This is a genomic window from Chromobacterium sp. CCUG 76385 (assembly GCF_059916625.1).
This window is the reverse complement of the sequence record NZ_JAUCGU010000012.1, coordinates 1-19,590: the sequence shown is the minus strand read 5'-3', so window position 1 is coordinate 19,590 and position 19,590 is coordinate 1. Positions and strand designations below refer to the sequence as shown.

At 64.0% G+C, this 19,590-nt stretch carries 17 protein-coding genes; 16 read left to right on the top strand and 1 reads right to left on the bottom strand.

Annotation, left to right across the window (positions count from 1 at the left end; translation table 11 throughout):
- The first annotated feature begins 81 nt into the window (after positions 1–81).
- From recA to QUG01_RS09975, 6 genes are all read left to right on the top strand, one after another.
- Complete coding sequence (gene recA / locus QUG01_RS10000; RefSeq protein WP_071110136.1) at positions 82–1,137, top strand: recombinase RecA; 1,056 nt, start codon at positions 82–84, stop codon at positions 1,135–1,137.
- Entirely contained in the window at positions 1,137–1,592 is a 456-nt protein-coding gene (gene recX / locus QUG01_RS09995; protein WP_500830004.1) for a recombination regulator RecX, read from the top strand. Before recA ends, recX begins: the two co-directional genes overlap by 1 nt.
- A 3-nt stretch (positions 1,593–1,595) precedes the next feature.
- Positions 1,596–2,054, top strand: a complete 459-nt coding sequence (locus QUG01_RS09990; protein ID WP_500830003.1) for an SRPBCC family protein — start codon at positions 1,596–1,598, stop codon at positions 2,052–2,054.
- A 64-nt stretch (positions 2,055–2,118) separates the two neighbouring features.
- Positions 2,119–4,752, top strand: a complete 2,634-nt coding sequence (gene alaS, locus QUG01_RS09985; protein WP_500830002.1) for an alanine--tRNA ligase — start codon at positions 2,119–2,121, stop codon at positions 4,750–4,752.
- Between the two features lie 112 nt (positions 4,753–4,864).
- On the top strand, positions 4,865–5,347 hold the full coding sequence (locus QUG01_RS09980; protein ID WP_500830001.1) for a GNAT family N-acetyltransferase: 483 nt from the start codon (positions 4,865–4,867) through the stop codon (positions 5,345–5,347).
- Positions 5,348–5,567: 220 nt separating this feature from the next.
- Positions 5,568–6,320, top strand: coding sequence for a substrate-binding periplasmic protein (locus QUG01_RS09975; RefSeq protein ID WP_500830000.1), 753 nt, complete (start codon positions 5,568–5,570; stop codon positions 6,318–6,320).
- Between the two features lie 6 nt (positions 6,321–6,326).
- Here QUG01_RS09975 and QUG01_RS09970 read toward each other — a convergent pair whose 3' ends face one another.
- A complete protein-coding gene (locus QUG01_RS09970; protein ID WP_500829999.1) occupies positions 6,327–7,094 on the bottom strand; it encodes a sulfite exporter TauE/SafE family protein in 768 nt (255 codons plus the stop codon).
- Between the two features lie 350 nt (positions 7,095–7,444).
- Here QUG01_RS09970 and QUG01_RS09965 point away from each other — a divergent pair, with 350 nt between their 5' ends.
- From QUG01_RS09965 to murB, 10 genes are all read left to right on the top strand, one after another.
- Positions 7,445–7,633, top strand: a complete 189-nt coding sequence (locus tag QUG01_RS09965; protein ID WP_011135152.1) for a hypothetical protein — start codon at positions 7,445–7,447, stop codon at positions 7,631–7,633.
- Positions 7,634–8,044: 411 nt separating this feature from the next.
- Positions 8,045–8,134, top strand: coding sequence for a K(+)-transporting ATPase subunit F (kdpF, locus tag QUG01_RS09960; protein WP_021476355.1), 90 nt, complete (start codon positions 8,045–8,047; stop codon positions 8,132–8,134).
- A 2-nt stretch (positions 8,135–8,136) separates the two neighbouring features.
- Positions 8,137–9,945, top strand: coding sequence for a potassium-transporting ATPase subunit KdpA (kdpA, locus tag QUG01_RS09955; protein WP_500829998.1), 1,809 nt, complete (start codon positions 8,137–8,139; stop codon positions 9,943–9,945).
- A 26-nt stretch (positions 9,946–9,971) separates the two neighbouring features.
- On the top strand, positions 9,972–12,092 hold the full coding sequence (kdpB, locus tag QUG01_RS09950; RefSeq protein ID WP_500829997.1) for a potassium-transporting ATPase subunit KdpB: 2,121 nt from the start codon (positions 9,972–9,974) through the stop codon (positions 12,090–12,092).
- A 127-nt stretch (positions 12,093–12,219) separates the two neighbouring features.
- A complete protein-coding gene (kdpC, locus tag QUG01_RS09945; RefSeq protein WP_500829996.1) occupies positions 12,220–12,798 on the top strand; it encodes a potassium-transporting ATPase subunit KdpC in 579 nt (192 codons plus the stop codon).
- Positions 12,799–12,960: 162 nt separating this feature from the next.
- Positions 12,961–15,648 carry a DUF4118 domain-containing protein gene (locus tag QUG01_RS09940; protein ID WP_500829995.1) on the top strand — a complete coding sequence of 896 codons (2,688 nt, stop codon included), beginning with the start codon at positions 12,961–12,963 and terminating at the stop codon, positions 15,646–15,648.
- A 20-nt stretch (positions 15,649–15,668) separates the two neighbouring features.
- The gene (kdpE, locus tag QUG01_RS09935) at positions 15,669–16,382 is read left to right on the top strand and encodes a two-component system response regulator KdpE (protein ID WP_500829994.1); all 714 of its coding nucleotides are present in this window, start codon (positions 15,669–15,671) and stop codon (positions 16,380–16,382) included.
- A 309-nt stretch (positions 16,383–16,691) separates the two neighbouring features.
- Positions 16,692–16,991 (top strand): hypothetical protein, encoded by a 300-nt coding sequence (locus tag QUG01_RS09930; RefSeq protein WP_500829993.1) that lies wholly within the window; start codon positions 16,692–16,694, stop codon positions 16,989–16,991.
- Positions 16,992–17,060: 69 nt separating this feature from the next.
- Positions 17,061–18,458 carry an MATE family efflux transporter gene (locus tag QUG01_RS09925; RefSeq protein WP_500829992.1) on the top strand — a complete coding sequence of 466 codons (1,398 nt, stop codon included), beginning with the start codon at positions 17,061–17,063 and terminating at the stop codon, positions 18,456–18,458.
- On the top strand, positions 18,455–19,480 hold the full coding sequence (murB, locus tag QUG01_RS09920; protein WP_500829991.1) for a UDP-N-acetylmuramate dehydrogenase: 1,026 nt from the start codon (positions 18,455–18,457) through the stop codon (positions 19,478–19,480). The genes QUG01_RS09925 and murB overlap by 4 nt, the downstream gene beginning before the upstream one ends.
- Positions 19,481–19,590: the final 110 nt, after the last annotated feature.

Below are 19,590 nucleotides of genomic sequence, written 5' to 3'. Positions count from 1 at the left end.
GCCGGCAAGCTGCTGTTAGCCCTCTGGTTTTCTGCGATAATCGCCCCATTATTGGTCCGACCTACCCCATTTGGAGACAGCATGGCATCCGAAGACAAGAGCAAGGCGCTGGCCGCGGCCCTGGCCCAGATTGAAAAGCAGTTCGGCAAGGGCTCGATCATGCGCATGAGCGACAACCAGATCAACGAAAACCTGCAGGTGGTCTCCACCGGTTCGCTGAGCCTGGACCTGGCGCTGGGCGTCGGCGGCCTGCCGCGCGGCCGCGTGGTGGAAATCTACGGCCCGGAATCGTCCGGCAAAACCACCCTGTGTCTGCAAGTCGTGGCCGAAGCGCAAAAGCTGGGCGGCACCTGCGCCTACATCGACGCGGAAAACGCGCTGGACCCGATTTACGCGCAGAAGCTGGGCGTGAATGTGGAAGACCTGCTGATCTCGCAGCCGGACACCGGCGAACAGGCGCTGGAAATCTGCGACATGCTGGTGCGTTCCAGCGGCGTGGACGTGATCGTGGTGGACTCCGTCGCCGCGCTGGTGCCGAAGGCGGAAATCGAAGGCGAGATGGGCGACAGCCACGTCGGCCTGCAAGCCCGCCTGATGAGCCAGGCGCTGCGCAAGCTGACCGGCAACATCAAGCGCACCAACACCCTGGTGATCTTCATCAACCAGATCCGCATGAAGATCGGCGTGATGTTCGGCAACCCGGAAACCACCACCGGCGGCAACGCGCTGAAGTTCTACGCCTCCGTTCGCCTGGACATCCGCCGCACCGGCGGCATCAAGAAGGGCGAGGAAGTGATCGGCAACGACACCCGCGTCAAAGTGGTGAAGAACAAGGTCTCGCCGCCGTTCCGCCAGGCCGATTTCGAAATCCTGTACGGCGAAGGCATTTCGCGCGCCGGCGAGATCATCGAGCTGGGCGTCAAGCACGGCTTCATCGACAAGTCCGGCGCCTGGTACGCCTACAACGGCCAGAAGATCGGCCAGGGCAAGGACAATACCCGCGAGTGGCTGAAGGCCAACCCGGCCATCGCCGAAGAAATCGAGCGCAAGATCCGCGAAGCGGTGGGCGTGAAGGTGGAAATCACCGAAGGCCAGGCCGACGAAGAAGAATTCGTCGACGACGCTCTCGACGCTTGATGAGCTCAAGCGGCAAAAGCCTGAAGGCGCGGGCCGCCGATCTGCTGTCGCGCCGGGAGTATTCCCGGCGCGAGCTGATCAGGCGGCTCGCGCCTTTTGCCGAAAGCATGGAACAGCTGGAAGCCGTGCTGGACGAGCTGGCGGCCGCCAACTGGCAGTCGGACAGCCGTTTCGCCCAGCAATTCGCCGCCAGCAAGGGCGGCAAGTTCGGCAGCCGCCGGCTGTCGCAGGAAATGCGCCAACGCGGCGTGGACGATGACACCATACGCCAGGCCTTGGCCGGTCAGGACGATCTGGCCAGCGCGCGCGAGCAGTGGCGCAAGAAATTCGGCCGCCCGCCGGCGGACGCCGCGGAAAAAGCCAAGCAGTACCGTTTTCTGGCGCAACGCGGCTTTCCGACGGATGTGATCCGCCAGGTGATCGCCGGCGCCGGCGACGACTTCTACGAGGACTGAGCCATGGCCAAGCGCAACATCGCCACCGAGATCGACATCGCCGCCGCTCCGGATCAGGTATGGCGGGTGCTGACCGACTGGCCGCGCTACCCGGAATGGAACCCGTTCATCGTCGGCCTGCACGGCCGCCGCGAAACCGGCGCCAGCCTGGTGGCCACCCTTCATCCGCCCGGCGGCCGGCGCATGACCTTCCGGCCGCGGCTGACGGCGTTTGCCGCCGCGCAGCAACTGCGCTGGCGCGGCAAACTGCTGCTGCCGGGCCTGTTCGACGGCGAACACTACTTCCGGCTGGAAGCGCTGGCAGACGGCGGCACCCGCTTCCATCACGGCGAGGATTTTTCCGGCATTCTGCTGCCGCTGATCGGCGGCGCGCTGCTGGACAACACCCGCAGCGGCTTCCTGCTGATGAACCAGGCGCTGAAACGGCGCTGCGAAGCGCTTGCCAGCCAGGCTCCAGCTTGACACAATCGACGGATTCGTCCTGGCACGGCGCCCGGACCAGATTTTGAAAATTGACCAAAAAATCATGAAAACCTCTGAAATTCGCAAGAAATTCCTGGATTTCTTCGCCTCCAAAGGCCACCAGGTAGTCGCCTCCAGCAGCCTGATCCCGGGCAACGACCCGACGCTGATGTTCACCGTCGCCGGCATGGTGCAGTTCAAGGACGTGTTCCTGGGCTTTGAAAAACGCGACTACACCCGCGCCACCACCAGCCAGAAATGCCTGCGCGCGGGCGGCAAGCACAACGACCTGGAAAACGTCGGCTACACCGCGCGCCACCACACTTTCTTCGAAATGCTGGGCAACTTCAGCTTCGGCGATTACTTCAAGCGCGACGCCATCACCTTCGCCTGGGAATTCCTGACCGGCGAGCAATGGCTGGCCCTGCCGAAAGACCGCCTGATGGTGACGGTGTACGCCAGCGACGACGAAGCCTACGACATCTGGCACCAGACCGTGGGCCTGCCGGCCGACAAGATCGTCCGCATCGGCGACAACAAGGGCGCGCCGTACGCGTCCGACAACTTCTGGACCATGGGCGACACCGGCCCCTGCGGCCCGTGCACCGAAATCTTCTTTGACCACGGCGCAGACGTGGCCGGCGGCCCTCCGGGCAGCCCGGACGAAGACGGCGACCGCTTCATGGAAATCTGGAACAACGTGTTCATGCAGTTCAACCGCGACGAAGCCGGCGTGCTGCATCCGCTGCCCAAGCCGTCGGTCGATACCGGCATGGGCCTGGAGCGCCTGTCCACCGTGCTGCAACACGTGAAGTCCAACTTCGAGACCGACGGCCTGGCCTGCCTGGTGCGCGCCGCCGCCCGCGAAACCGGCGTGGCCTACAGCCAGGACGTGCCGTCGCTGAAAGTCATCGCCGACCACATCCGCGCCTGTTCCTTCATGATCGCCGACGGCATCCTGCCGTCCAACGAAGGCCGCGGCTACGTGCTGCGCCGCATCGCCCGCCGCGCGATCCGCCACGGCTACAAGCTGGGCCAGAAGGGCCTGTTCTTCCATAAGATCGTGGCTGACCTGGTCGCCGAGATGGGCGATGCCTATCCTGAGCTGCGCGAGAAGCAGGCTCAGATCGAGGACGCGCTGCGCGCCGAGGAAATCAAGTTCGCCGAGACGCTGGAAAACGGCATGGCGCTGGTGGACGCCGCGCTGGAAGGCGGCAAAAAAGAGCTGGATGGCGAAACCATCTTCAAGCTGTACGACACCTTCGGCTTCCCGGTGGACCTGACCGCCGACATCTGCCGCGAACGCGGCATCCACGCCGACCTGGAAGGCTTCGAGCGCGCCATGGAAGCGCAGCGCGAGCGCGGCCGCGCCGGCTCCACCTTCAAAATGAGCGGCAAGCTCAGCTACAGCGGCGACGACACCTGCTTCCACGGCTACGACAAGAGCAGCGTGGAAGCCAAGGTGCTGGCGCTGTACAAGGGCACCGAGCCGGTTGAGGCGCTGTCCGCCGGCGACGAAGGCATCGTGGTGCTGGACAACACCGCCTTCTACGCCGAAGGCGGCGGCCAGGTAGGCGACGTGGGCGAAATCTCCGCCACCGGCGGCCTGGACGCGCTGTTCGACGTGGCCGACACCCAGAAGATCCAGGGCGCGGTCTTCGGCCACAAGGGCGTGCTCGCCCGCGGCGCGCTGAAAGTCGGCGACAGCGTCACCGCCACCATCGACCTGCATCAGCGCCTGGCCAGCGCCCGCAACCACTCCGCCACCCACCTGCTGCACGCGGCGCTGCGCCATGTGCTGGGCAGCCATGTGGCGCAAAAGGGTTCGCTGGTCAATCCGGAACGCACCCGCTTCGACTTCGCCCACGGCGAGCCGGTGACGGCGGAGCAGATCGCCGAGCTGGAGCGCGTGGTCAACCGCGTGATCGCCCATAACGTCGAAGTCAAGGCCGAGCTGATGAGCATGGCCGACGCGCAGAAATCCGGCGCGATGATGCTGTTCGGCGAAAAATACGGCGAAGAGGTCCGCGTGCTGACCATGGGCGACTTCTCCGCCGAACTATGCGGCGGCACCCACGTCAAGCGCACCGGCGACATCGGCCTGTTCAAGATCGTGGCCGAAAGCGGCGTCGCCGCCGGCGTGCGCCGCATCGAAGCCGTGACCGGCGAAGGCGCCGTCGCCTGGGTTCAGGCTCAGGAAGCGGAGCTGAAAACCGCCGCCAGCGCGCTGCAAGCGCAGCCGGGCGAGCTGATCGTCAAGATCGAACGCCTGCAAGCCGAACTGAAAGCCGCGCAGAAGGAAGCCCAGCAGTTGAAGGGCCAGTTGGCCTTCGGCCAGCTGGACGAGCTGGTCAGCGTCGGCATGCGCACCATCAACGGCGTCAAGTGCGTCGGCAGCCGCATCGACAACGTCGACGCCGCCACCCTGCGCGACATGAGCGACAAGCTGATGGACCGCCTGGAAAGCGGCATCGCGCTCCTGGCCTGCGTCAATGAAGGCAAGGTCAGCCTGATCGCCCGCGTGTCCAAGGACCTGACCGGCAAGGTCAAGGCCGGCGAGCTGGTCAACCAAGTCGCCACGCAAGTGGGCGGCAAAGGCGGCGGCCGGCCGGACATGGCCCAGGCCGGCGGCACCCAGCCGGAAAACCTGCCGGCTGCGCTGCAAAGCCTGCCGGACTGGCTGATGAGCAAGCTGTAAGCCGCGTAATCCGCACGCAAACGAAACGGCCGCATGACTATCATGTGGCCGTTTTTTATTCGGTAACAATCCGCTTGCAAAATGCGCTCAACCCCGTCAATTGGAGACTGCCATGGAAACCATCGAATTCCGCCTTGCCGACTGGGATGACCTACCGGCCGTCTGCCATCTGATCCAGCAGGCGTTCGCCCCCCTGGCCGCCACGCTTCCCAGCCGCCCCACCGCGCTGGACGAAACCGTCACCAGCCTGACCGGCCACCTCGCCAGCGGCAGCCAGATCTTCCTGGCCTGGCAGAAATGGCGACTGGCCGCCTGCCTGTTGGTGTTGCCGCCGGATGATGGCTGCGCCGAGGTCAAGCGCGTCTGCACCCACCCGGAACTGCAAGGCCTCGGCCTGGGTTCCGCCCTGCTCCACCATGCCGAAGCGCAGCTGCGGCAACAAGGCGTGCAACGGATACGGCTGGCAACCCGCCGCCGCCTGCCGGGCAATCTGGCGTTCTATCAGCGCCTTGGTTATCAGGAGATCGCGCGCCAGCCTTATGCCGCCGAGGTGGATGATGAGCGCGTGGTATTGAGCAAGCAATTAGCCGCCTGAAGCTGCTGATCCAGCCGGCCACTAATTTGAAGCAAAACTCTGTAAGTTTGTTTCATATCAAGCCATAAAAAATCAGAGTTAAATAATATACACCTGCTTCTTATGGCTTCTCCTTTGTTGTTTGCTTTGATGCCCCCGGGACCTCCCGGGGCTTTTTTTGCCTGCGCCCAAGCGCCTGCTTATAGTGGAAACACTTATCCACTTCGTCGAGGGGAGCGCCATGCGCCTGCCTTTGCTCGCCCTGCTCGCTTGCTGCTGCCAGCTGCTACCCGCCCGGGCGGACCAGCCCCCGCCGGAACTCTACGCGCTGACCGAAAACCTGCCGCCGCTGAGCTATCAGCAAGATGGAGACTACAAGGGCTTCTCCAATGAGTTGCTGCTGATGATGCTGCACGAAAGCGGCCTGCACGCCACCATTGAGATCAAGCCGTGGAGCCGCGCGCTGCGCGAGGCGCAACAAGTGCCGAATACCGTGCTGTACCTGACGGTGCGCACGCCGGAGCGCGAAGACTTGTTCAAATGGGTGGGACCGGCGCTGCCCTTGCCGATCGAACTGTTCCGACTGGGCGGCCCCAAGGCGTTGCCGTACACCTCGATAGAGGACGCGCGGCGCGCGCGGGTGGCGGTAGCGCGCGACACCCCGGGGCAAAAGATGATGGAAGACCGGGGATTTTCAGAAAACCAGAACCTGGTGCTGACCAACGACGAAGGGCAGTCGGCCAAGCTGCTGTACGCGCACCGGGTGCCGTACACGGTTGGGGTGGCGCTGTTCCAGCGCTACGCCGCGCGCCAGCAGGGCCAGGACCCGGAGCGGCTGGATTCGGTGCAGGTGCTGGATGACAGCACGCAGTTCTATTTCGCGCTGCAAAAGGATAGCAAGCCGGAATACGTCGCGCGCCTGCAAGCGGCATTGGACAAGATCAAACAGGATGGCCGCTACGCCTCTCTGCTGAAGCGCTACACCCACCCCTGAATCGGCTTATAACACCAGCTTGCCGCCCACCAGCGCCAGCATCACCGCCAGCGCCGGCCGCAGCCAATGGTCCGCCAGCTTGCCGGTCAGCTTGCTGCCCAACCAGATGCCGGGCAGCGAGCCGCTGAGCAGCTTCAGCAGCAGCAGCCAATCCAGATGCCCCATGCTGGCGTGGCCCAGGCCGGCCACCAGCGTCAGCGGCACCGCATGGGCGATTTCCGTCCCCACCAGGCGCGAAGTGGACAGCGCAGGATACAGCATGAACAGCGCCAGCGTGCCCAAGGCGCCGGCGCCGATGGAGCTCAGCGTCACCAGCACCCCCAGCACCGCCCCCACCAGCGCGGTGGGCCACCAGCGCTCGCCCACGCCGAGCTTGGCCACATGCCGCCCACCCACCTTCATCAGCCATGGCTTGCCCAATATGGCCGCCGCAGTCAGCAGCAAGGCCAGGCCGAGCACAAAACGGAATATTTCGTCCATGATGCGCGGCGAAACATGCAGCCAGGACAGCAGGCCCAGCGTCGACAGCGCCGCCGGCACGCTGCCCAGCGCCAGCTGCAGCGTGATGCGCCAGTCGATATGGCGCTGCCTATGATGCACCACCACCCCGCCGGCCTTGGTCAGCGCGGCGTACAACAGGTCGGTGCCGACGGCCGTGGCCGGCGAAATGCCGAACCACAACAGGATGGGCGTCATCAGCGAGCCGCCGCCCACGCCGGTCAGCCCGACGATAAAGCCAACCGCCAGCCCCGCCACCGTGTATCCCAGATCCATAGCCGTCCTCATTTATCCTGCAATAATCAGCTGATGCTACGCGGTTTGCTTATAACAATTTAGATCATTTCGATACAACAATATATTTATAAAACATATACCTAGCTTACCCTGCAAGTTTCATCGCGGCATCACGGCGCCGTAACAACAGTTGGCTAAGTTTTAATCGAAACAAAATGACATGGAACGCCACAACCGCCGCCTGATTTACACCCAAGGCCTTTACAAACCGAACAAATCGCGTCAACTTGATACAGTCAGGGCGCAGCCCGCCCAGCTTGCCGGCCACGTCCGCGCCAGCCGTGAGGATCGCCCTGAGAAGTCCACGTTTCGAGATCGAAAGGTGCAGGATGATTTCTCGTATCCCCCTGAGCGTTCGTAGAAAACAGGCCCGAGACCAGCATGAAAGCTTCCTCTATGCCGTGGCCAAGCCACAGCTGAGCGACGAGGAAAGGTCGCGCCAGCAGAAGGTGCGGCAACGGGCCCACGACCGCGACGACGCCCGCTTCCTAGCCGACCGTTGCGACGATCTGTTCTGAAACCTTGATGGGGCCGCACGGCCCCGCCCACCTGCCGCCGCCCACGATGGCGGCGCGCCTCATGTATTTTTCTTTACACCATCCCGTCCCCTTCTTGCACCCCGGAAATCACGTATCCGCCAAGCGCTGACTTGACGTTGCGCGCCGCTTTTCGCCTAAAAAAAATTCCAACAATACGACGACAGAGGAATTTTTTTTCTAAAAAATGGCCAATAAAGATAATTTTTATACTTTCTTTACACGAGGCTGCTCGCTTTTATCAGGTTTTTGACGCCGGTTTGATTACCTTCCACATCGCACATTACGCATGGAGATTTTCACTATGGATTGGCTTTATCTAGGCCTGGTCGCGCTGTTCTGCGCACTGACCTGGCTGCTGATCGCAGCCTGTGACCGACTGGGAGGCAAGCAATGACTGCCTGGTACCTGATCAGCGCCCTGCTGGCGCTTGGACTGTTCGTCTATCTGATCTACGCATTGGTCAAACCGGAGAATTTCTAATCATGACAACACCCGCCATGCTCCAACTGGGGCTGTTCCTGGCCGTGCTGGTCGCGCTGGCCTGGCCTCTGGGCGCGTATATGACGCGCATCATGCAGGGGGAAAACGTCGGTCCGGTACGCTTTTTCGCGCCGCTCGAACGCGGTTTCTATCGCCTCGCCGGCATCAAGCAGGATGAGGAAATGGGTTGGCGCGGCTATACCGTGGCCTTGATCCTGTTCAACGTGTTGGGCGCGCTGACACTCTACGCCTTGCAGCGTCTGCAAGGCGCGCTGCCGTTCAACCCGCAGGCGATGGCCGCCGTATCGCCGGATTCGTCGTTCAACACCGCCATCTCCTTCATCACCAATACCAACTGGCAAGGTTACGGCGGCGAAACCACGATGAGCTATCTGACCCAGATGCTGGGTCTGACCGTGCAGAACTTCCTGTCGGCCGCGACCGGCGCAGCCGTGGTGATCGCGCTGATCCGCGGCTTTGTCCGCCACAACAGCAGCAAGATCGGCAACTTCTGGGTGGACATCACCCGCCTGACCCTGTACATCCTGTTGCCGCTGGCCGTGGTGTTCGCGCTGGTCTTCACCCAGCAGGGCGTGATCCAGAACCTGTCCGCCTACAAGGACGTGCACACGCTGGAAGTGACCAAGTATCAGCAGCCCAAGGTTGACGCCAAGGGCAATCCGGTGACCGGCAAAGACGGCAAGCCGGTGATGGAAGACAAATCCACCCAGACGCAGACCCTGCCTATGGGCCCGGTGGCCTCGCAAGAAGCCATCAAGATGCTGGGCACCAACGGCGGCGGCTTCTTCAACGCCAACTCCGCCCATCCGTTTGAAAACCCGACTCCGTTCGCCAACTTCCTGCAGGACATCGCGATCTTCCTGATTCCGGCCGCGCTGTGCTTCCTGTTCGGACGCATGGTGGGCGACCGTCGCCAGGGCTGGGCCATCCTCGCCGCGATGACCATCATGTTCGCCACCGCCGTAGTGGTGGAAACCAGCGCCGAGCAAGCCGGCGTGCCGCAGTACAAGGCGCTGCACATCGACCAGCAAGCCAGCAGCCTGCAGTCCGGCGGCAATATGGAAGGCAAGGAAGCCCGCTTCGGCATCATCGACACCTCGCTGTTCGTCGCCGTGACCACTTCCGCCTCCTGCGGCGCGGTCAACGCGATGCATGACTCGCTGACGCCGATCGGCGGCATGGTGCCGATGTTCCTGATGCAGCTGGGCGAAGTGGTGTTCGGCGGCGTGGGTTCCGGCCTGTACGGCATGCTGATCTTCGCCATCCTGGCCGTGTTCATCGCCGGCCTGATGGTAGGCCGCACGCCGGAATACCTGGGCAAGAAGATCGAAACCTACGAGATGAAGATGACCGCGATCACCATTCTGGTGACCCCGACCCTGGTGCTGGCGCTGACCGCCATCGCCGTGAGCATGGCAGCGGGCAAGGCCGGCATCGCCAATCCGGGCGCGCACGGCTTCAGCGAAATCCTGTACGCCTTCACCTCCGCGGCCAACAACAACGGCAGCGCCTTCGCCGGCCTGTCCGTCAACACGCCGTTCTACAACATCGCCACCGGCATCGCCATGTTCTTTGGCCGCTTCTTCATGATCGTGCCCATCCTGGCCATCGCCGGTTCGCTGGCAGCCAAGAAGCGCCTGGCCGTCACCAGCGGCACCCTGCCGACCCATGGCCCGCTGTTCGTGGTGTTATTGATCGGCACCGTGCTGCTGGTAGGCGCATTGAACTATGTTCCGGCTCTGGCACTGGGCCCGGTAGTCGAGCATCTGCAAATGCTCGCCGTCCACTAAGCGCCAGTCAGTCAAGGAAACTCGAGATGAACGACAAGAATCATTCAAAGACCCTGGTAGCGGAACCTGCCGCTGCCGGCCACAAGAGCGCGAGCAAGGGCATGTTCGATCCGGCGCTGGTGAAACCCGCCATCGTCGACTCGTTCAAGAAGCTGTCGCCGCGCACCCAGTGGCGCAACCCGGTGATGTTCGTGGTGTACGTGGGCAGCATTCTGACCACCGCGCTGTGGCTGCAGTCGCTGGCCGGCCAGGGCGAGGCCTCCTCCGGCTTCATCCTGGGCATCGCTTTGTGGCTGTGGTTCACCGTGCTGTTCGCCAACTTCGCCGAAGCGCTGGCCGAAGGCCGCAGCAAAGCCCAAGCCGCCAGCCTGCGCTCCGCCAAGAAGAACGTGGTGGCCAAGAAGCTGGCCGGCGGCAACCACGGCGCCGCCAAGAGCATCGTGGACGGCACCAGCCTGCGCAAAGGCGACTACGTGCTGGTGGAAGCCGGCGACGTGATCCCGGTGGACGGCGAAGTGATCGAAGGCGTGGCCTCCGTTGACGAATCCGCCATCACGGGCGAATCCGCGCCGGTGATCCGCGAATCCGGCGGCGACTTCTCCTCCGTCACCGGCGGCACGCGCGTGCTGTCCGACTGGATCGTGGTGAAGATCACCGTCAACCCGGGCGAAACCTTCCTCGACCGCATGATCGCCATGGTGGAAGGCGCCAAGCGCCAGAAGACGCCGAACGAGATCGCGCTGACCATTCTGCTGGTGGCCTTGACCATCGTGTTCCTGATCGTGACCGTCACCCTGCTGCCGTTCTCCTTGTTCAGCGTGGACGCGGTCAAGGCCGGCTCGCCGATCAGCATCACCACCCTGGTGGCGCTCTTGGTCTGCCTGATTCCGACCACCATCGGCGGCCTGCTGTCCGCCATCGGCGTGGCCGGCATGAGCCGCATGATGGGCGCCAACGTGATCGCCACCTCCGGCCGCGCGGTGGAAGCCGCCGGCGACGTGGACGTGCTGCTCTTGGACAAGACCGGCACCATCACCCTGGGCAACCGTCAGGCTTCCGCCTTCATCCCGGCGCCGGGCGTCAGCGAGAAAGACCTGGCCGACGCCGCGCAGCTGGCCTCGCTGGCCGACGAAACGCCGGAAGGCCGCTCCATCGTGGTGCTGGCCAAGCAGAAGTTCAATCTGCGCGAGCGCCAACTGGCCAGCCATGAAGCCAGCTTCATCGCCTTCAGCGCGCAAACCCGGATGTCCGGCATCGACTATGATGGCCGCCAGATCCGCAAGGGCGCCATCGACGCCATCCGCCGCCACATCGCCGAGCAAGGCGGCCAGTTCCCGGACGCGCTGTCCAAGAGCGCCGACGAAGTGGCCCGCCGCGGCTCCACCCCGCTGTTGGTGGCCGAAGGCAACCGCGCGCTGGGCGTGATCGAGCTGAAGGACATCGTCAAGGGCGGCATCAAGGAACGTTTCGCCGAACTGCGCCAGATGGGCATCAAGACGGTGATGATCACCGGCGACAACCCGCTGACCGCCGCCGCCATCGCGGCAGAGGCCGGCGTGGACGACTTCCTGGCCGAAGCCACGCCGGAAGCCAAGCTGAAGCTGATCCGCAGCCATCAGGCCGAAGGCAAGCTGGTGGCGATGACCGGCGACGGCACCAACGACGCTCCCGCCCTGGCCCAGGCTGACGTGGCCGTTGCCATGAACACCGGCACTCAGGCGGCCAAGGAAGCCGGCAATATGGTGGACCTGGACTCGAACCCGACCAAGCTGATCGAGATTGTGGAAATCGGCAAGCAGATGCTGATGACCCGTGGTTCCTTGACCACCTTCTCCATCGCCAACGACGTGGCGAAGTATTTCGCCATCATCCCGGCGGCGTTCGCCAGCACCTATCCGCAGCTGAACGCGCTGAACGTGATGGGCCTGAACAGCCCGGCCTCGGCCATCATGTCCGCGGTGATCTTCAACGCCATCATCATCGTGTTCCTGATCCCGCTGGCGCTGAAGGGCGTGAAGTACCACGCCAAGAGCGCGGCCGAACTGCTGCGCAGCAATTTGCTGGTCTACGGCCTGGGCGGCCTGCTGGTGCCCTTCGTCGGCATCAAGATCATCGACATGCTGCTGGGCGCGCTGGGTCTGGTGTAACAGGCAATCTAAGGTTCCCGGACCCGGTCCGGGGCATCACCCCGGCGTGCCGGGAACCGGGCGCGTGCCAGCCCGCCGCCGCCAAGATGGCGGCGGGCGCCGCGCCAAGAGAATGGAAAGGATTATTGTGAAAATCATTCGTCCCCTGCTGGTGATCTTCGGCGGCTTGTCGCTGCTCACCGGCCTGGCCTACCCGCTGGTCACCACCGGCATCGCCCAGGCGGTGTTTCCGGCGCAGGCCAACGGCAGCCTGATCGAAAAAGACGGCAAGGTCGTGGGCTCGCGCCTGATCGGCCAGAACTTCAGCGGCGAGCAGTACTTCTGGGGCCGTCCGTCGGCCACCAGCCCGATGCCGTACAACGCCGGCAGCTCCGGCGGCTCCAACCTGGGCCCGACCAACAAGGCCCTGCTGGACGCGGTGAAAGGCAATGTGGACAACATCCGCAAGGCGCACCCGACCCAGACCGGCCCGGTGCCGGTGGACCTGGTCACCGCTTCCGGCAGCGGCCTGGACCCGGAAATTTCCCTCGCCTCGGCTTACTATCAGGTTGACCGCGTGGCCGCCGCGCGTAAACTGCCGGCAACGGCCGTGCGCAAGCTGGTCGATGACCATGCCATAGGCGAGACCTTCGGCCTGCTGGGCGAGCCGCGCGTCAATGTGCTGGAGCTGAACCTGGCGCTGGATCAGTTTGCCCGCAAAGCCTGAGCCGTCCGGTTCTTTTAGCCACGGAAACACACGGAAGGACACGAAAGGGTTACCCAAGGCGGCTCGCCTGGCCATTTCGTGTCGTTTCGTGGATTTCGTGGCTCATTTCCGCGTGATTCCGTGTGTTTCTGTGGCTGAACAAGCTGAACAATAGGATGCCTCATGTCTGATATCCGTCCTGATCCCGATGCGCTGCTGGATGAACTCAAACGCGAGGAGGAGCAGGCTAATCGCGGCCGGCTGAAAATCTTCTTCGGCTCCTGCGCCGGCGTCGGCAAGACCTTCGCCATGCTGGCCGCCGCGCGCATCAAGCAGCAGGAAGGGGTCAAGGTGCTGGTCGGCGTGGTGGAAACCCACGGCCGCAAGGAAACCGCGGCGCAACTGGACGGGCTGGAAGTGCTGCCGCCCAGCCAGATCGAGTACAAGGGCCGCACGCTGTCGGAATTCGACATCGACCAGGCACTGGAACGCCAGCCGCAACTGATCCTGATCGACGAATTCGCCCACTCCAACGTGCCCGGATCGCGCCATCCCAAGCGCTGGCAGGACGTGGAGGAACTGCTCGCCGCGGGCATCGACGTCTACACCACTCTCAATGTGCAGCACCTGGAGAGCCTTAACGATGTTGTCGGCCAGATCACCGGCATCATCGTCAGGGAAACGCTGCCGGACCATGTGTTCGACATGGCCGACGAAGTCTCGCTGGTGGACTTGCCGCCGGACGAGCTGCTGTCCCGCCTCGCCGCCGGCAAAGTTTACCTGCCGCACCAGGCCGAGCGCGCGGTCAAGAACTTCTTCCGCAAGGGCAATCTGCTGGCGCTGCGCGAGCTGGCGCTGCGCCGCACCGCCGACCGCGTGGACGCGCAGATGCGCGCCTACCGCGCCGATCAATCCATCGCACCGGTCTGGCATGCCCGCGAGCGGCTGCTGGTCTGCGTCGGCCCCGGGCCGGGCACCGAGAAGCTGATCCGCAGCACCAAGCGACTGGCCGCCAACCTGGACGCCGACTGGATCGCGGTCTACGTGGAAACGCCCAATCTGCAGCGGCTGCCGGAAGAGCAGCGCGCGCGCATTCTCAAAGGCCTGAAGCTGGCGCAGGAACTGGGCGCCGAAACCACGGTGCTGGGCGGCAGCGAGCTGGCCGCCACCCTGCTGGCCTATGCCCGCACCCGCAATGTGTCCAAGCTGGTGGTGGGCAAATCGGTGCGCAATCCGCTGGTCCGACTGTGGCAAGGCTCGTTGGTGAACGAACTGACCCGGCTGTCCGGCGACGTCGACATCTATGTGGTGGCGCATGAGCTGGAGGACGAATCCAGCCGCCGCGGCAAACGCGTGCGCAGCCTGCTGTTCAGCGAGGACGACGAAGGCAAGGCCAGACGCGGCTATCTGGCGGCGTCCGCCATCTGCTTCGCCACCACCGCCGTCAATCATCTGCTGGTGCCCTATTTCGCCTTGTCCAACGTCATCATGGTGCACCTGCTGGCGGTGGTGCTGATCGCCACCCGCTACGGCCGCGGGCCGGGCGTGCTGGCGTCCTTCCTGTCGGTGGCGGCTTTCGATTTCTTCTTCGTGCCGCCGCGGCTGTCGTTCGCGGTATCGGATACCCAGTATCTGCTGACCTTCATCGTGATGCTGGTGGTGGCCTTGATCATCAGCCAGCTGACGGCGCGCTTCCGCTTCGAGGCCACCATCGCCACCTACCGCGAACGCCGCACCCGCGCGCTGTACGACCTGGGCCGCGAGCTGGCCGGCGCGCTGACCGCCTCGCAGATCATCGAAACCGCCGTCGGCCGGCTGGAGCCGCTGTTCCGCGCCAAAGTGATGCTGTTCATCCCGAACAGCGAGGACCAGCTGCGCCCCGCCACCGATTACGGCAGCGCCGCCGATACCGGCGTGGCGCAATGGGTATTCGACAACCTGCAGCCGGCCGGCCTCGGCACCAATACCCTGCCGTCCAATCCCGCGCTGTATGTGCCGCTGAAGGCGCCGATGCGCACCCGCGGCGTCATCGCCTTGCTGCCGGAGGAAACCATCCACGCCTTCCTGCCGGAGCAGCAGCGGCTGCTGGAAACCTGCGCCGCCCAGATCGCCCTGGCGCTGGAACGGGTGCACTACGTTGAGGTGGCTCAAGACGCCATCGTGGCGATGGAGTCCGAGCGGCTGCGCAACAGCGTGCTATCCGTGGTGTCGCACGATCTGCGCACCCCGCTGACCACCATGCTGGGCCTGGCCAATATGCTGAATTCGCCGAACCTGCCGCCGGAACAGCAGGCAGACATCTCGCAGTCCATCCAGGATGAGGCGATGCGAATGAACAAGCTGGTGACCAACCTGCTGGACATGGCCAAGCTGCAGTCCGGCGTCAAGCTGAACAAGGAATGGCAGCTGCTGGACGAAGTGGTCGGCAGCGCCGTGCGCGCCTGCGAGCACACCCTGCGCAACCATAAGCTGGAGCTGCAACTGGGCAACGATCTGCCGGTGCTGGAGTACGACGCGGTGCTGATCGAACGCGTGCTGGTCAATCTGCTGGAAAACGCCGGCAAGTACACGCCGGCCGGCTCGCATATTCAATTGGCCGCCCGGCATGAGGGCGACAAGATACGCATCTCGGTCAGCGACGACGGCCCTGGCCTACCGGCCAATATGGAACATAAAGCCTTCGACAAATTCTCGCGCGGCACGCCGGAGTCCACCACGCCGGGCGTCGGCCTGGGCCTCGCCATCTGCCGCGCCATCATCGAAAACCACGGCGGCACCATTGACGCAGGCAACCTCCATCCGCACGGCGCCCGCTTCTCCTTTACCCTGCCGGCTGGCACGCCGCCCGCGCTGCCGCCGGAAGACGCCTGAACCCACAAGAGCGACAAGACATGAACGACGCACCTATTTCCGTAGTGATCATTGAGGATGAAAAGCCGATACGACGTTTCCTGTCCTCGGCGCTGGAAGAAGAAAATCTCACCGTCTACGAGGCGGAAACCGGCAAGCAGGGCCAGATCGAAGTAGCCACCCGCAAGCCCGACATGGTGATCCTGGACCTGGGCCTGCCGGACATGAACGGCATAGACGTCATCAAGAGCCTGCGCGAATGGACCGACATCCCGGTTCTGGTATTGTCCGCGCGAACCCAGGAAACGGAAAAAGTGGCCGCGCTGGACGCAGGCGCCGACGATTACCTGACCAAGCCGTTCGGCGTGGCCGAGTGCCTAGCGCGCATCCGCGTGCTGCTGCGCCGCCGCATTCAGGGCAGCGCCGCGCCGCAGCAGAACTTCCAGTTCGGCGACATCAAGATAGACCTGGTCAACCGGCTGGTGCACAAGGGCGAAGCGCCGGTGCACCTGACGCCGATCGAATACCGTCTGCTATCCACACTGATCCGCAACGCCGGCAAGGTGATCACCCATCGCGAGCTGCTGTTGGCGGTGTGGGGGCCATCGTTCTCCGAACACAATCAGTACCTGCGCGTCTACATGGGCCATTTGCGGCAAAAACTGGAAGACAACCCGGCCATGCCGCGCCACATCGTCACCGAAACCGGCGTCGGTTACCGGCTGGTGGAAAACGCTCCCGATCCGGCCGTTTGAAAACCAAACGCATGGCCTTGACAGCGTAGAACCATGGGCATAATCTAACCGACATGCGCCGATTTGACACAGCTTGCGGGCGCTTAACAAATGCCAGCTAAAGCGTATCCGGATCAACCCGCTTGCGCTTACTCGGCCAGCGGGTTTTTTCTTGGCTGAGCAACTGGCATCGTTCTCCCGCAAACCGTCCCGATCGGCTCGGGCGCCGAGTTAATGACAACTTGCAGGGCGCCTAAAAATCCTGCTAAAGCGTCGCCGGCGGACTCAAGCCCGGCACGCACAGCGCGACCGAACTTGGGAGAGCCAAACATGTACGACTGCCTGCAAGACAGCTATACCGATTTCTCTTTTGCGATTTTTGATGCCGTGGGAAGACCTCGCCCCCTGTGTGGCAGCCTGAGCGCCACCCCCCTGCCGTCCGGCGACGGCCATGCGCTGCATGAGCTGGCCGCCTTCGCCCGCGATCAAGGCTATGACGTGGAACACCGCGATCAACAACTGACCGTATGCGACATCAGCCTGGCCGATGCGCTGGCGATCAATGCCCGCTACGGCGACACGCTGATCATCAGCTGCGACCTGCGCCGCGATCCGCCGGTGAGGATTTGAGCCGACGCGACAGCATGCGGCCCGCGCGGCTATAATTGGCGTTTTCCGCCGAAAATCCCGCCCAAGCCCATGCTGTTTGAACTCAATCGCGCCCCGCGCCACGAAATCATGGCCGAGGCGCGTCAGATCGCGCGCCTCGCGCTGCCGATGATGATCGCCCAGATCGCCCAGGTGGCGACCGGCTTCGTCGACACCGTGATGGCCGGCCGCGTCGGCACCGACGATCTGGCCGCCGTCTCGCTGGGCGCCAGCGTGTTCATCACCGTCTATGTGACGCTGATGGGGGTAGTCGCGGCGCTCAATCCCATCCTGTCCCACCACCTGGGCTCCGGCCAGAGGCGCGAATTCGGCCGCGATGCCGCGCAAGGACTGTGGTTCGGCCTGCTATTGGGCACGCTGGGCGCGCTGTTGATGCTGCTGCTGGAAGCCCCGCTGCGCCATGTGCTGGACTTGCCGCCGCAAGTGATAGACAAAGTGATGCTGTTCATCACCGGCGCCGCCATCGGCATGCCGGCCGCGATGGCGCACCGCGCGCTGCACGCCTACGCCTCCAGCCTGGGCCATCCCAAGCCCATCATGGTGGTCAGCCTGCTGGCGCTGGCGCTGAACATACCGCTGAACTACATCCTGATCCACGGCCTGTTCGGCCTGCCCAAGATGGGCGGCGCCGGCTGCGGCTGGGCCACCGGCATCGTGTTCTGGTTCAACTGCCTGGCGCTGCTGGCCTATGTCAGCTGGCACAAGGCCTTCCGCGACAACCGGGTGCTGGCGTCCTTGTCCGCGCCCGACTGGCGCCGCTTCGCCGCCTTTCTCAAGCTGGGCACGCCCATCGGCCTATCCTTCTTTGTTGAAGTCAGCCTGTTCTCTTTCATCGCGCTATTGATCGCCGAGCTGGGAACCGTGGTGGTGGCCACCCATCAATCGGTGCTGAACTTCTCCAGCCTGATCTACATGCTGCCGCAAAGCGTGGCCACCGCGCTGTCGGTGCGCGTCGGCCACCACGCCGGCGCCGGCGATTACAAAGCCGCCCGCTTCATTTCCGGCGTCGGCCTGGCCATGGGGCTGGCCATGGCCGGCGCCGCCATGATTCTGGTGCTGCTGCTGCGCGAACCCATCATGCGCATGTACAGCCAAGACCCGCGCGTCATCGCCATGGGCACGTCGCTGTTGCTGTTTGCCGCCGTCTACCAGTTGACCGACGCCGCCCAGACCATCGCCTCCGGCGCGCTGCGCGGCTACAAACTGACCGCCATCCCGATGGCCATTCACATTACCTCGTTCTGGATCGCCGGCCTGGGGCTGGGCATCCTGCTCGGACTGACCGACTGGATCGTGCCGCGGATGGGCATCTACGGTTTCTGGACCGCGTTGGTGATCAGCCTGACGCTGGCCGGTATGCTGCTCACTTATTATCTGGCCCGCGCCAGCCGCCAACGGCTGCGCCGCGACCAAGGAATCATGCTATGACCCTGCAGTTTCAAGCAGACGTCGATCTGCGTCCGTACAACACCTTTGGCCTGGCGGCGCGCGCCGCGCATTTCTGCCGGCTGGACGATCTGGCCGACCTGCCCGCCCTGCTGGCCCATGCGCTGTACCGCCAGGGTCCGGCGCTGTGGCTGGGCGGCGGCAGCAATCTGCTGCTGACGCGAGATTATCCGGGCCTGGTGATCAAAGTGGCGCTGACCGGCATCCGCCTGTTGCGCGAAGACGGCGACCACGTGATCGTCGAGGCCGCGGCCGGCGAAAACTGGCACGATTTTGTGCTGCATACCCTGGCGCAAGGCTGGTACGGCCTGGAAAACCTCAGTCTGATTCCCGGCACCGTGGGCGCCAGCCCGGTGCAGAACATCGGCGCTTACGGCGTGGAGGTGAAGGACCACCTGCATGAAGTCGTCTGCGCCCAATTGGACCGCGACGGCGCGCCGCTGGTGCTGTCCAATGCCGACTGCCGTTTCGGCTACCGCGACAGCGTGTTCAAACACGAGGCCGCCGGCCGGCTGCTGGTGACCGCCGTGCGCTTCAAGCTGTCGCGCCATGCCAGCTTGCGCACTGGCTACGGCGATATCGCCCGGCAGCTGGCTGCCGATGGCATCACGGCACCGACCCCGAGCGACGTCAGCCGCGCGGTCATCGCCATCCGCCAGAGCAAGCTGCCGGACCCTGCCGTGCTGGGCAATGCCGGCAGTTTCTTCAAGAACCCGGTGGTATCGGCCGCGCTGGCCGGCAAGCTCCTTGCCAGCCACCCGCAGCTGCCGCACTACCCCGCAGCCGACGGCCGGGTCAAGCTGGCCGCCGGCTGGCTGATCGACCAATGCGGCTTGAAGGGCTACCGCGACGGCGACGCCGGCGTGCACGCCAAGCAGGCGCTGGTGCTGGTCAACTACGGGGAGGCAAGCGGCGCGCAGCTGCACGCGCTCGCCCGCAAGGTTCAGGAAGCCGTGCGGGAGCGATTCGGCGTGGCGCTGGAGCCGGAACCGCTGATTTTGTAGTTTTTTTGCGGGAACCGATCCTGCGAAAGCCACTCTAGGGGCTGTTGACGTTTGGTGAGTGGATCGCGTTTGCGCCGATTTGGGCCGGAAGCAAGGCGCGCAGTCCGACG

Bases quoted from the DNA above. Each gene is read 5' to 3' on its own strand.
- recA (WP_071110136.1), top strand. From the start codon at position 82: ATGGCATCCGAAGACAAGAGCAAGGCGCTGGCCGCGGCCCTGGCCCAG.
- recX (WP_500830004.1), top strand. From the start codon at position 1,137: ATGAGCTCAAGCGGCAAAAGCCTGAAGGCGCGGGCCGCCGATCTGCTG.
- QUG01_RS09990 (WP_500830003.1), top strand. From the start codon at position 1,596: ATGGCCAAGCGCAACATCGCCACCGAGATCGACATCGCCGCCGCTCCG.
- alaS (WP_500830002.1), top strand. From the start codon at position 2,119: ATGAAAACCTCTGAAATTCGCAAGAAATTCCTGGATTTCTTCGCCTCC.
- QUG01_RS09980 (WP_500830001.1), top strand. From the start codon at position 4,865: ATGGAAACCATCGAATTCCGCCTTGCCGACTGGGATGACCTACCGGCC.
- QUG01_RS09975 (WP_500830000.1), top strand. From the start codon at position 5,568: ATGCGCCTGCCTTTGCTCGCCCTGCTCGCTTGCTGCTGCCAGCTGCTA.
- QUG01_RS09970 (WP_500829999.1), bottom strand. From the start codon at position 7,094: ATGGATCTGGGATACACGGTGGCGGGGCTGGCGGTTGGCTTTATCGTC.
- QUG01_RS09965 (WP_011135152.1), top strand. From the start codon at position 7,445: ATGATTTCTCGTATCCCCCTGAGCGTTCGTAGAAAACAGGCCCGAGAC.
- kdpF (WP_021476355.1), top strand. From the start codon at position 8,045: ATGACTGCCTGGTACCTGATCAGCGCCCTGCTGGCGCTTGGACTGTTC.
- kdpA (WP_500829998.1), top strand. From the start codon at position 8,137: ATGACAACACCCGCCATGCTCCAACTGGGGCTGTTCCTGGCCGTGCTG.
- kdpB (WP_500829997.1), top strand. From the start codon at position 9,972: ATGAACGACAAGAATCATTCAAAGACCCTGGTAGCGGAACCTGCCGCT.
- QUG01_RS09940 (WP_500829995.1), top strand. From the start codon at position 12,961: ATGTCTGATATCCGTCCTGATCCCGATGCGCTGCTGGATGAACTCAAA.
- kdpE (WP_500829994.1), top strand. From the start codon at position 15,669: ATGAACGACGCACCTATTTCCGTAGTGATCATTGAGGATGAAAAGCCG.
- QUG01_RS09930 (WP_500829993.1), top strand. From the start codon at position 16,692: ATGTACGACTGCCTGCAAGACAGCTATACCGATTTCTCTTTTGCGATT.
- QUG01_RS09925 (WP_500829992.1), top strand. From the start codon at position 17,061: ATGCTGTTTGAACTCAATCGCGCCCCGCGCCACGAAATCATGGCCGAG.
- murB (WP_500829991.1), top strand. From the start codon at position 18,455: ATGACCCTGCAGTTTCAAGCAGACGTCGATCTGCGTCCGTACAACACC.